10 protein-coding genes and 1 pseudogene are annotated in these 12,230 nt (G+C 64.1%); 8 read left to right on the forward strand and 3 right to left on the reverse strand.

The window, feature by feature from the left end:
- Nucleotides 1–15: 15 nt before the first annotated feature.
- Both GQY20_RS10700 and GQY20_RS10705 read right to left on the reverse strand, forming a co-directional pair.
- Entirely contained in the window at nt 16–1,275 is a 1,260-nt protein-coding gene (locus GQY20_RS10700) for a sarcosine oxidase subunit beta family protein (RefSeq protein ID WP_157217065.1), read from the reverse strand.
- Entirely contained in the window at nt 1,272–2,402 is a 1,131-nt protein-coding gene (locus GQY20_RS10705; protein WP_198350904.1) for an aromatic ring-hydroxylating oxygenase subunit alpha, read from the reverse strand. Before GQY20_RS10705 ends, GQY20_RS10700 begins: the two co-directional genes overlap by 4 nt.
- An 89-nt stretch (nt 2,403–2,491) precedes the next feature.
- Here GQY20_RS10705 and GQY20_RS10710 point away from each other — a divergent pair, with 89 nt between their 5' ends.
- From GQY20_RS10710 to GQY20_RS10740, 6 genes and pseudogenes are all read left to right on the forward strand, one after another.
- Nucleotides 2,492–4,114, forward strand: coding sequence for a phytoene desaturase family protein (locus GQY20_RS10710; protein WP_157217066.1), 1,623 nt, complete (start codon nt 2,492–2,494; stop codon nt 4,112–4,114).
- Between the two features lie 134 nt (nt 4,115–4,248).
- Nucleotides 4,249–5,628, forward strand: a pseudogene (locus tag GQY20_RS32530) (APC family permease).
- 143 nt (nt 5,629–5,771) lie between these two features.
- On the forward strand, nt 5,772–6,311 hold the full coding sequence (locus tag GQY20_RS10725) for a TetR/AcrR family transcriptional regulator (protein WP_198350905.1): 540 nt from the start codon (nt 5,772–5,774) through the stop codon (nt 6,309–6,311).
- Nucleotides 6,312–6,334: 23 nt separating this feature from the next.
- Complete coding sequence (locus GQY20_RS10730; protein WP_157217070.1) at nt 6,335–7,198, forward strand: sugar phosphate isomerase/epimerase family protein; 864 nt, start codon at nt 6,335–6,337, stop codon at nt 7,196–7,198.
- Nucleotides 7,185–7,967, forward strand: coding sequence for an SDR family oxidoreductase (locus GQY20_RS10735; RefSeq protein WP_157217071.1), 783 nt, complete (start codon nt 7,185–7,187; stop codon nt 7,965–7,967). Before GQY20_RS10730 ends, GQY20_RS10735 begins: the two co-directional genes overlap by 14 nt.
- A gap of 196 nt (nt 7,968–8,163) precedes the next feature.
- Nucleotides 8,164–10,284, forward strand: coding sequence for a calcium-binding protein (locus GQY20_RS10740; RefSeq protein ID WP_157217072.1), 2,121 nt, complete (start codon nt 8,164–8,166; stop codon nt 10,282–10,284).
- Here the strand turns inward: GQY20_RS10740 and GQY20_RS10745 are convergent.
- On the reverse strand, nt 10,253–10,960 hold the full coding sequence (locus GQY20_RS10745) for a class I SAM-dependent methyltransferase (RefSeq protein ID WP_198350906.1): 708 nt from the start codon (nt 10,958–10,960) through the stop codon (nt 10,253–10,255). The genes GQY20_RS10740 and GQY20_RS10745 overlap by 32 nt on opposite strands.
- A gap of 76 nt (nt 10,961–11,036) precedes the next feature.
- Between GQY20_RS10745 and GQY20_RS10750 the strand changes: the two genes are divergently transcribed.
- Together GQY20_RS10750 and GQY20_RS10755 are read left to right on the forward strand one after the other, a co-directional pair.
- Nucleotides 11,037–11,333 (forward strand): plasmid stabilization protein, encoded by a 297-nt coding sequence (locus GQY20_RS10750; RefSeq protein ID WP_157217073.1) that lies wholly within the window; start codon nt 11,037–11,039, stop codon nt 11,331–11,333.
- Between the two features lie 83 nt (nt 11,334–11,416).
- Complete coding sequence (locus GQY20_RS10755) at nt 11,417–12,223, forward strand: SirB1 family protein (protein ID WP_157217074.1); 807 nt, start codon at nt 11,417–11,419, stop codon at nt 12,221–12,223.
- The last annotated feature ends 7 nt before the right edge of the window (nt 12,224–12,230 follow it).

The raw sequence follows: 12,230 nt of genomic DNA on the forward strand, positions 1-12,230 counted from the left end.
ATGACAATGCCCCCTTCAATGCTCGATCCCCGCGGCCGTCGCTTCATCCACCATCGCCAGCTCCCGGAAGCGCCCCAGGGAGAAGGCTTCGATCAGCGGGTGCGGCTGGCCCGTCGCGATCGTGTGCGCCGTCGTTTCGCCACCCGCCGGTATCGCCTTGAAACCACCGCCGCCCCACCCGCAGTTGAGGAAAAGCCCGGGCACCGGGCTCAGGCCGAGCACCGGCGAACTGTCATGCGCATAGTCGACGATCCCCGCCCATTGGCGCAGCAGCCGCACGCGCGCGAAGCTCGGGATCATCTCGATCAGGCCGGACAGCGTCGCCTCCATCGAGGGCAGATTGCCGCGCTGGGCATAAGAGGCATAGGCATCCGCATTGCCGCCGATGACGAGGCCGCCTTTGTCTGATTGGCTGACATAGACGCCGAGCAGCGCCGAAGAGACGACCATGTCGATCACCGGCTTCATCGGCTCGGACACGAAAGCCTGGAGCGCGAGGCTCCGCAGCGGCAGGCGGAATCCTGCCATGTCGGCCAGCACCGTCGAGTGGCCGGCGACGGCGATGCCGACCTTGGGCGCCGTGATCAGCCCCTTCTCGGTTTCCACTCCGGTCACGGCGCCGGTTACCGGATCGCGGCGGATGCCGGTGACGGCGCAATTCTGGATGATGTCGACGCCCAGCCGGTCGGCGGCGCGCGCGTAGCCCCAGACGACGGCGTCATGCCGCGCCGTGCCGGCGCGATCCTGCACCATGCCGCCGAGGATCGGATAGCGCGCATCCGGTGTGCAGTTGAGGATCGGGCAGAGCCGAAAACATTCCTCGCGGCTGACCGTGCGCATGTCGATGCCGTTCAGCGCCATGGCATTTACCAGCCGGCGCTGGAAATCCACCTCGCCCCGGCTGTGTGCCACAGTCAGCGTGCCGCGCTGGCTGAACATGATGTTGAAGTTGAGCGCGCGGGAAAGCCCCTCGTAGAGCGTCACCGATCGGTCGAAGAATGCCGCGCTGGCCGGATAATAATAGTCCGATCGCACGATCGTGGTGTTGCGCCCAGAATTGCCGCCGCCGATCCAGCCCTTTTCGATCACGGCCACGTTGCTGATGCCGTGATTCTTGGCGAGATAATAGGCCGTCGCGAGCCCATGTCCGCCGCCGCCGATGACGATCACGTCATAGGCGGCCTTTGGTTCCGGCGAGCGCCAGGCCTGGGGCCAGTCCCGATTGCCGGTCAGCGCGTGGCGGGCAAGGGCGAAGGCCGAGTAGCGTTCGCTCACCGACCGTGCCGATCCGCGACATAGCGGCGAATATCGAGGCTATAATCCTCCATCGGCGAATAATAGCCGTGATCATGCACGCGTGCTGCCATGCCGGATTGGACGCGCTCGCACACCGCCCAGTCCTGACGGTTGACCAAATCCCAGAAATCCACCGCGTCGGACGGATCGAACTCCGGCTTCGTCATCTCGTCAGGATGGAAGAGGAAGCGGCAATCGATCCGCGTGCGGCCCGGCCCTTGCGGCCAGAGAATGAATGCCGCGGCATGATCCATCGATACGCTCAGCATCAGGTTGGGATAGATCAGTTCGCCCTTGTGACGTACCTGTTCCTCGGCGGTGAGGCCGGGGAAGGGGCTGCGCGTCGTGGTACCGCTTCGGGTGTAGGTTACCGCGCCGTCGCGATGCGGAATGCCGGCCTCCCAATCGAGATGAATGCCGCCATTCTTGCGGAATTCGGGAACGACCTCGCACAACTCGGGATGCACGCCCGGGCAATGATAGCATTCGTTGTAATTCTCCAGCATCACCTTCCAGTTTGCGGCGATGTCGTAGGAGATCGTCGGCCCGGTCTTTAGTGCGTGCAGCGGATAGTTGCCGAGCCGCCGCGCGGGATCGCGAAGCCCATCTTCGAAGGACGGCGCGGCGTCGGGGGTGAGGTTGAGGAAAAGAAAGCCGCCCCAGGTCGCGACACCTGCCTTGTGCAATCCATAGGCGCCCTTGTCGAAACCCGGCTCCTCCTGGAGATGCGGCGCCGCCAGCAGCCGTCCGTCCAGCCCGTAGGACCAGCCGTGATAGGGACAACGGATCATGTTGCGCGCCACCACGCCGGCATCCAGTGTCACGCCCCAGCGTGCATCGTTCTGCGCGTCGCACAGGCGGGCGCCCCGGTGGCGACAGACATTATAATGGGCGTGAAGCGCTCCGGCCCGATCGCGCACCACCAGTATGCTTTCACCCGCGACGTTCAGGATGACGTGATCCCCCGCCTCCGGCACATCCTCCTCGCGCCCCGCGCAGAACCATTCGCGCTCGAAAATCGTCGCCTTGTCGAGCGCGTAGGCGGCGTCGTCTAGATAGGCGCTGCTCGGCAGCGACGCCTCCATCATGCGGGACTGATCCGTCATCGCTCGATCTCCTGCCGCCAGATATTGGACACTTGCCTCATAAGAATGATTCGTGCAAGCTCGATGCATCGACGGAGGATAAGCCACGCATGACCCAGACGATGATGCCGTCGCTTTCCCGCTACGATGCGATCGTCGTCGGGGCCGGGCATAATGGGCTGACCGCAACGGCCTATCTCGCGCGTGCCGGCCTCAAGGTGTTGACGCTGGAAAGGCGCGAGATCATCGGCGGTGCCTGCGTGACCGAGGAAGTGATCCCCGGCCATCGCGTGTCCTTCACCTCCTATTTCGCCTCGATGCTGATGCCGACGGTGATCCGGGATCTGGAGCTCGCGAAATATGGGCTGCGGATGGTCGGCAGCGATCCGCTGATCACGGTTGCGCTGGGCAAGGGCGAGATCATCCGCTGGTGGGCGGACCCCGAACGTGCGGCAGCGGAGATACGGACATGGTCCGTGCGGGATGCGGACGCATTTCTGCGCGTCGATCGCGAGTTGAAGGCGCTCGCTGCCTATCTCCAACCCTTCTTTCTGGAACCGCCGCCCGATCTCGCGGCGCGAGGCTTCGATCGGATCCGCGAGGCAGGTCGCCTGATCAAGCGGTTCCGCCGGCTAAGGGGGCGCGAGGTTGCGCAACTCGTCACCTTCCTGACCGGCAGCCTCGGCGAATATCTCGACCGGCACTTCGAAAGCGATGGCGTCAAGCGCATGTTCCTGGCCAACAACGTCTATGGCAAGCATGGCGGGCCTTACGAGCCGGGTTCTGCGGTCGGCCTGTTGTTCCACCTGCTATCCGGCGGCGACGATGCCGTGCAGGGCTATTCCGGCCATGTCATCGGCGGCATGGGTGCGATCACGCAGGCGCTCGCAGCGAGTGCGCGCGATCATGGTGCGGAGATCGTTGCCGACATGCCGGTCGCCTCTATCAAGGTGGAGGCGGGCAAGGCGCGCGGGGTCGTGCTGGCCGACGGGCGGGAGATCGCCGCAGACGTCGTGCTCTCCAACGCCGATCCCAAACGCACTTTCCTCAGCCTTGTCGATCAGGCCGTGTTGCCCGAGGATTTCCGGCGCGACATTGCGGCGATCAAGATGGCCGGTCCTTCGGCCAAGCTCAATCTGGCGTTGACGCGTGAGCCGACGGTGATCGGCCGCCCGTCAGGCGCGGATGCGAAGGAGCGATCTCTCTTCACCATCGTGCCCACTCTGGAAGAGGCGCAACGTTGTGCCGACATCGCGCGGTTCGGGGAGATACCGGACAGGCTCTGGATCGATTGCGTGATCCCCAGCCTGGTCGACGACACGCTCTGCCCGCCCGGCAAGGCGATGATGACCTGCTTCATCCAATATGTACCTTATGCGCTTCGCGAGGGCACGTGGGACGAGAAGCGGGAGGCCTTTGCCGATTCGATCGTCAGACAGATCGCCGTCCATATGCCGGACCTGCCCGAATTGATCGAGGGACGGGTGGTGCTCACCCCACTCGATCTCGAGCGCACCTACGGGCTCACGGAAGGCAATATCTTCCATGGCGATCTGCATCTCGGGCAGCTTTTCTCGATGCGTCCCGTGCCGGCCTTTTCTCAATATCGCACGCCTGTGAGCGGGCTTTATCTATGCGGTGCCGGCGCGCATCCCGGAGGGGGCGTGACGGGTGCGCCGGGGCATAATGCCGCTATGCAGGTGCTGAAAGATCGCAAGCGGGGAAAGGGATGAGAGTGGGCAGAAGATCACTCCTCGCTTGGAAGGGAGCAGTCCGTGCGGGGAGGCGCTACCTGGGCTTGGTGCGTCCCTCCAGAGGCTGGAAGTAGATCATGGCCGGCGGACATGCCGCTCATCCGCCCAAGGTTATGGGTGTCGCGGATCTTGCGCTCTTCTACATCGTCACCGGCGTCAGCCTGCGTTGGATCGCCACGGCGGCTGCCGCAGGCCCGAGCTCGATCCTGATTTGGATCGGCGCCTTCTTTTTCTTCTATCTCCCGCTCACCTTCGCAGTGGTGGAGCTGTCCTCTCGCTATCCGCAGGAGGGTGGCCTCTATGTCTGGGTGCGTGAAGCCTTCGGGCCCTTTGCAGGCTTCATGGCAGGCTGGAGCTATTTCACGTCGAACCTGCCCTATTTCCCCAGCGTCTTCTATTTCGATGCCGGAAATGCCCTCTTCATCGGCGGCGAGCGCTGGCAGCATCTGCACGACAGCCCGGCCTTCTTCATGATCTTCGCGCTGGTCGCGCTGGCGGGGATCACCGCGCTCAACATCGTCGGCCTCAGATGGGGCAAGTGGATGCACAATATCGGGGCGATCGGCATGTGGCTGCCGGCGGCGATCGTGATCGTCCTCGGCGGCCTGTCCTGGTGGCATTTCGGATCGGCGACGGAGTTCAGCGCGCACACGATGACGCCGCATTTCGATCTGGGACACATGATCTTCTGGTCGGCGCTGTTCTTCGCCTTCTCGGGACCGGAGGCCGCGTCGTTCATGTCCGGAGAGATCAAGGACGCGTGACGCACCATCCCGCGCGCACTGCCGATCGCCGGTGCTGTGGTGGTCGCCTGCTATCTGCTCGGCACGATCGCGGTGCTCTTGGCCATGCCGGCAAATCAGGTGAACACACTGCAGGGGCTGGTGCAGGCCGGGGCCGTTGCCGCCGAACGGCTCCACGCCGGCTGGCTGATCGTTCCTCTGGCGCTGCTCATCACGATCGGCAATCTCGGGGCGGCTAGCGGGTTTCTCGCGGCGTGCGCGCGTATTCCCTTCGTCGTCGGCGTCGATCGCATGCTGCCTGCCGCATTCGGCCGCACGCATCCCAAATGGGGCTCGCCCTATATCGCGCTTTTGCTGCAGGGCGGGCTCGGTGCGCTGTTCGTAATCCTCGGCCAGGCTGGCACCGGCGTGAAGGGCGCCTATGACGTGCTCGTCAGCATGGGAATCATCGCCCTGTTCCTGCCCTTCGTCGGCGTGTTCCTGGCGCTCATCACGGTCCAGCGCAAGCCGGCCGGCCCGGAGGTGCAGCGGCCGCCGGGTGGCAAGCCGGTGTCGATACTGATCGGCTGTATCGGCCTGACCACCACCTGCGTCGGTATCGTCTTGGCTTGCTTCCCCGCGGCTGACGAGCCCAACAAGCTTCTGGCGGTGATCAAGATCGTCGGACTCACCGGAATGCTGCTCGGCACCGGCTGGCTGGTCTATACCCTCGGCACGCGTCAGGCGCGTCGACAGCGCCGGTCATCGTAACGAGGGCGAAAAGAACAAGCAGAAGGCTTCGACAAGTCTCATCCGGCCGCTATGGAGAAGGCATGGATGTAGAGTTGATCGCAAAGCCGCGTCCCCGGGCGCGGCGTCAGTCACCGGTGGTGCGTCGACAGGATCTTGTCGCCGTGACCGTCCGATGTCTTGCCCGCTATGGTGCGCGCGGAACGACAGGGCGGGCGATATGTCGCGAGGCCGGCGTGTCCCATGGTTTGCTGCGCCACTATTTCGACAATCCCGACAATCTGTTGCTCGAGACATATCAGCAGCTTTGCGATGATTTCCTTCATCGCTTCGAAACCGAGCTTCTGCCCGAACCGGCCGATCCCTGGCGGGCTCTGGAGCGCTTCTTCATCATCGCTTTTTCCGAGGAATGGGCGAGCAGCGAACAACTCGGCGCCTGGACTGCCTTTTGGGGACTCGTCTCGAGCGGTGGAGAGTTCGCGCGGGTTAGCGACCGATTCAACGCTGACCTGCGGCTTGTGCTCGAACGAGCCGCGCGGCGGCTGCCCGCGCCGAGCGACATGTCGATGGCAGATGCGATTTCGATCCTCTCGGCGGTGATGGACGGGCTCTGGCTGGAATATTGCCTTTCGGCCGTGCGAACGCCGCGTGAGCGGGCGGTGGCGCTGTGCAATGCCACGGCAAGGAGGCTTTTCGCCGGATAAGGCAGCGAGGGGAGAGGGGGCCGATGGAGAATAGCCAGAAACTGGGCCTGTGCTGGGGCAGCGTTCCCGGCGGCACGTTGATCGATATCGCGACGAGCGGCGCCGCCAACGGCTTCGCATGCATCACCATCACGCCTGGCCATTATATCGACGCGCGTGCAGCCGGGCTCGGCGACGGCGAAATTCGCGCGCGCCTGAGCGATCTCGGCATCCGGGTCAGCGTCATCGATCCGCTGATCGGGGTTCTGCCCGGCACGCCAGCACCCGGCGAGGTCGATCCGTCGATGCGCCGCTTCTTCACCTACAGCGAGGAGGATTGCCGCCGTGCCGCGGCTGGAGTCGAGGCTCCGACGATCAACCTCGCCCATTTTCTGGGCCGTCCGATCGAGACCGCCGCGCTGCAGGACAAGGTGGGCGAGATTGCAGGACGCAACCGGGATGCGGGTTTCTCCACGACCCTTGAATTCATCCCGGGCACCGGCGTTCCGAACCTGGCCACGGCGCTTTCGATCGTGGCCGACATTCCGCATGCGGGCATCATGTTCGATACATGGCATTTCGCCCGATCGGACGGCACGCTGGATGAGCTCGTCGCCCTGCCGCCGCACGCGATCGGCGGCATGCAGATCAGTGACCGTATCCCGCCAGCGCCCGGCGAGCCATATGTGCCGATGGCCGGTCGCCTGTGTCCGGGCGAAGGCGAATTGCCGCTGGCCACGATGCTTGCGCTCATCGAGAAAAGCTCGCCGGGCCTCGATATTTGCCTGGAGGTGTTCAGCGAGGAGCTGAAGGCGATGGGTTGGGGCGCCGCGGGTGCGCGCATGGCGCGGACCGGCCGGGCCGCGCTCGCTTCCGCCGCGCGGGAGCTTGCACATGATGTTGCGTGACAAGGTGATCTTCGTCTCGGGTGTCGGGCCCGGGCTCGGAATCCAGCTCGGCCGCGCCGCTGTGCGGGAGGGCGCGCGGGTGGTGCTTGCCGCTCGTTCGATCGAGCGGGTCGAAGCCATGGCGGCGCAGCTTCGTGCGGAAGGCGCCGAGGCCATTGCGGCCCGCGTCGACGTAGCGCGGGAGGAAGAGTGCGCGGCAGCGGCCGAGGTGGCCTCGTCCACCTTCGGCCGTATCGACGGGCTCGTGAACAGCGCGCGTCTGCGCGGCCCGATGAGGTCGCTGGAGGATATTCCCATCGAGGCCTGGAGCGCCAATTACGATGTAACCTGTCTCGGTGCCCTGCGCATGACGCGTGCGGTGCTTCCGGCGATGAAGGCCGCAGGCGGCGGCTCGATCGTCAATGTCGGCACCATCTCGCAGGTTCGTCCCTATCCGGGTGAAGCGGACTATGCGACCGCCAAGACGGCGCTGGGCGGCCTCACCCGCTATCTCGCCAAGGAACTCGGTGGCCATGGCGTCCGCGTGAACTGCACGCGCATGGGCTATATGTGGGGCCCTTCGATCGAACGATTCTTCCGCACGCGCTCGGAACGGGAGGGGCGGCCGGCAGAGGAACTCGTCGATGAGGTCGCGAGGAGCTTTCCGCTCGGCGTCATCCCGACCGACGCGCAATGCGCCAATGCGGTGCTTTTCCTCCTCTCGGACCTCGCCGGCGCGATCACCGGCGCCAGCCTGGATGTGAATGGCGGCGAATGGATGACGCCCTGAGGCAGAATTTCCTCGTTACATGTACAGTAACGATTACAGGAAGTTCTTGCGCAAAACTTGATATATGTTGTGAGTATTGCCGGCCCGCTGTAGACGAGCAGCTGCCTATTGCATCGATCGTTCGCGGCGGGCGGCGGTAACGAGCTGGGCAGAGGCGGTTCGTCGCGAACCGTCCGGCAGGGGGGGGGGGCAGGATATGGCGACGGTCATCGGGAGCACCGGCAACGACGTGTTGGACGGCAACGGTGTCGATACGATTTCCTATGTGAATGCGACGGCAGGCGTGACGGTCAGACTGCTGCTGCAGGGCGATCCGCAGGATACGATCGGCGGCGGTATCGATACGCTGACCAATTTCGCGAACATCAGCGGTTCCGCCTTCGACGATACGCTGATCGGCGATGCCGGCGACAATATTCTCACCGGTGTGCTCGGTGACGATTATCTCGATGGCGGCAACGGCAACGACACAGCCTTCTACGCGAATTCGGCAAGCGCAGTGAGCGTGAGCCTGGCGATCGGCGGCCCGCAGGATACGCATGGCGCCGGCGTCGATACGCTGGTCCATATCGAGAATCTTACCGGTTCGCTGTTCGATGATGTCCTGACCGGTGACGACGGGGACAATATCATCGATGGCGGTGCGGCCGGCCGGGACACGGTGTCGGGTGGCCTCGGCAACGACACGCTGATCGGCGGCAGCGGCGTAGACACCGCAGACTATGCCTACGCACTCGGCGGCGTGACCGTGGATCTCTCGCTTGCCGACTTCCAGCAGGTGCAGCTCGGCGAGAGCGACAAGCTGGTCGGCATCGAGTCGCTCATCGGTTCGTCGCACGACGACGTCCTGACCGGCAGCGCCGGTGCGAACTCGCTGTTCGGCGGCGATGGCGACGATCTGTTGAACGGCGGCGGCAGCAACGACGTTATCGACGGCGGCGCCGGTATCGATACCATCGATTATAGCGGCAGCGCCGATGCGATGCGCGTTGATCTTTCGATCACCGTTTCGCAGCGGATCAGCGCCTCCAACGGCAATGATGCGATCACCAATGTCGAGAATGTGATCGGTGGCGACTATGCCGACAGGATCACCGGCGATGTCCATGACAACAGCCTCTACGGCGGCATGGGCGACGATATTCTCGACGGCGGCCTGGGCACCAACTTGCTCGACGGGGGCATCGGCTATGACACCGTCCAGTTCGCCACGGCCGCATCGGGCGTCGTCGTCGATCTCGTCAATGGGGCCGTGACGGGCGGCCATACGGATACGCTGGTCTCGATCGAGAATGTTACCGGTACGGCCTTCGACGATGTCATCACGGGCAACGCCGACGCCAATCATCTGGTCGGCGGCGCGGGCAGCGACTGGATCGACGCCGGGCTGGGCGATGACGTGCTGGATGGCGGCGCAGGCATCGACACGCTCAGCTTCGCTTCCAACCCGACTTCGGCGATCGTCGATCTCAGCCTTATCACACAGCAGGATACTGGCGCGGGGTACGACACATTCCGTGGATTCGAGAATATCGTGGGCACCGATTATGAGGATTATCTCAGCGGTAACACCGTTGCGAACGTCATCCATGGTGGCGGCGGACAGGATCTGGTCGACGGCGCGGGCGGCAATGACGCGCTGTACGGGGATGCCGGTGATGATGTGCTGTTCGGCAACATCGGCAATGACCTCCTCTACGGCGGCGACGGCGACGACGTGCTGGCCGGATACTCCGGCAATGACCAGCTTTTCGGCGGCGATGGCAGCGATACGGTCAGCTATTTGATGATGGGCGGCCGCGCGGTGGTCGATCTTTCGATCACCACTCAGCAAAATACCGTGAGTGCCGGTTATGATACGCTGGTCGGCATCGAGAATCTGGTCGGCACCATTTTCGACGATCGGCTCACCGGTGATGCGGGAGACAATCATCTGGCCGGTTCTTTGGGCTCCGATATCCTGACCGGCGGCGGCGGCGCCGACACCTTCGTCTATCAGACCGAATTTGACAGTACCGTTTGCGGCTGCTTCGGAACCGATCTGGTCACCGATTTCTCGGCCAACGACATTCTCGATCTCACCGCGATCGATGCCGATAGCAGCACGGTGGACGACGGCGATCCTGCGAGCGGCACCAACGAGGCCTTTCACATCGTTTCCGCGTTCACCGGGGCCGCGGGTGAAATTGCTCTCAGCTATGACGCGGCCACGAACAGCACTACCCTGGCTGGCGATACGGACGGCGACGGTTATGGCGATTTCGGCATCGTCTTCAAAGGCGATATCACTGCGTTGACGGCCAATATCCTGTTGTGACCCGATCCTGACAAAAAAGCCGCGGACGGATCCGGAACACGCCCGCGGCTTTGCACGCATTGGCTGTTTCGGCGATCCTATGGTCGGCGACGTGCATCAGGCGCTGCAAGGGCAGGGACGTCCGGTACGGATCGCCGATCAGCACATCGATGCCAGCGTCGAGACAACGGTCGAGATAGGAGATCACGCGCATGGCAAGCGCCGCTTCGTAGAAGAGGTCGCCCACGAGCACCACATCCACCGGCAGGGGGCGGTCGTCGAGTATGTCCGCGTGCAGAATGTTCGCCTGCGCGCGGTTGGCGGCCAAATTGAGCCGCATTGCGACGATCGCATTGCGATCCGTCTCCGCCGCCGTGACTGCGGCGGCACCGGCCTGGCAGGCGGCGATGGCGACGAGGCCGGATCCTGCCCCGAGATCGAGGATCCGTCGTCCGCTGACGAGGGTAGAATGATCGAGGACGTGGCGGGCGAGTGCAAGTCCGCCGCCCCAGTGATGCGCCCAATAGGGAGCTTCCTGGTTTCTCGCATCGGGTTGCTGCGCAAGGAAGCGGCTGAGGCCGCTGGTAGGGACGGCCTTGTGCAGATGGATCTCGCCGATGCCCGGTACGGGCAGCAGTGGCAATCTCGCGCGAATGAAGTCGGCGAGGGCGATATCGGATCCCGCGGCGGTCGGCATGATCCGCTGAACAATAGCGTGTCAGAACCGTTTGTGCAGGCAGGACGGGTGGGGGACGTACAGCAGGAGATGGACGATGCCCCGTGGCGACAAGAGCAGCTATACCGACAAGCAGAAACGCAAGGCCGAGCATATCGGGGAAGGGTATGAGGATCGCGGCGTTCCCGCGAAGGAGGCCGAAAGGCGGGCCTGGGCGACGGTGAACAAGGAAAGCGGCGGCGGCAACAAGTCCGGCTCGGGCCGTGGCCGGAAGGACACGCATGTCTCTTCCGCCCGCGGTGGACGGGCGCACAAGTCGGGATCGGCGGAGCAGAGGTCCGCCGCGGCACGCAAGGGCTGGGTGACGCGGCGCAAAAATGCGGCCAAGGGTTGAACTTCGGCCGCGCCAGTCGATCAATTCCTGTCCGGAGCGGATCTGCTCTTGGAGGATCGCCTGCTTTGGCCCATTTATGTCGAATGAGTGACAGCATTAGCTATCTCGGGCTGATCGAAGACGATGCGATCGCGTTGGACACGGCAGCGCTCGAACTCGCCGCGCTCGATCATCCGGACGTCGATCTTGCGCCTTATGGCGAGACGATCGAGGCGATCGAGGAAAGGCTCTCCATGGCCGCCGAAACGCTGTCCAGCGAGTCGCATGCGACGGCGCTGTCACGCGTGATCGGGCAGGAATTCGGCTTTTCCGGCGATCGGGAAAGCTATGACGATCCGGCCAATGCCGATCTGATCCAGGTCATCGATCGGCGACGGGGCCTGCCGGTCTCGCTTTCCATCCTCTATGTCGGGGCGGCACGCCGCATGGGCTGGGAAGCCTATGCGCTCAACAGCCCGGGCCATGTGCTGGTCCGGATCGGGGGCGAGACGGAGCCGGTCCTTGCCGACCCGTTCGATGGCGGCGCGATCGTCGGGGTAAAGCGTCTGGCAGAGGTTCTGGCACCCGCGCTCGCACCCGGTATCGCGGTTGCTCCGCACCATCTCCAACCCATGTCCAACCGCGCCGTGCTCACCCGACTCCTGCTCAACCAGGCGACGCGGGCAGAGGCGAGTGGGGATTCCGTTCGTGCGATCGAATTGTTCGATCGCATCACCACCATCGCGCCCGACAATGTCCAGGGTTGGTGGGAATTGGCGCGCCTGGCGCTCGGCATCGGCGAGACGGAGCGTGCGCGGCAGAGCCTGGCCGCGATTCTCGAGATCACCCGCGATCCGCGTGTCCGGGAACGCGTGGCGATGGTGCTCGGCAGGATCGGCAACGTCGGCTGATTGCGCT

It is taken from the genome of Flavisphingomonas formosensis, from assembly GCF_009755815.1.
GTDB lineage: Bacteria > Pseudomonadota > Alphaproteobacteria > Sphingomonadales > Sphingomonadaceae > Flavisphingomonas > Flavisphingomonas formosensis.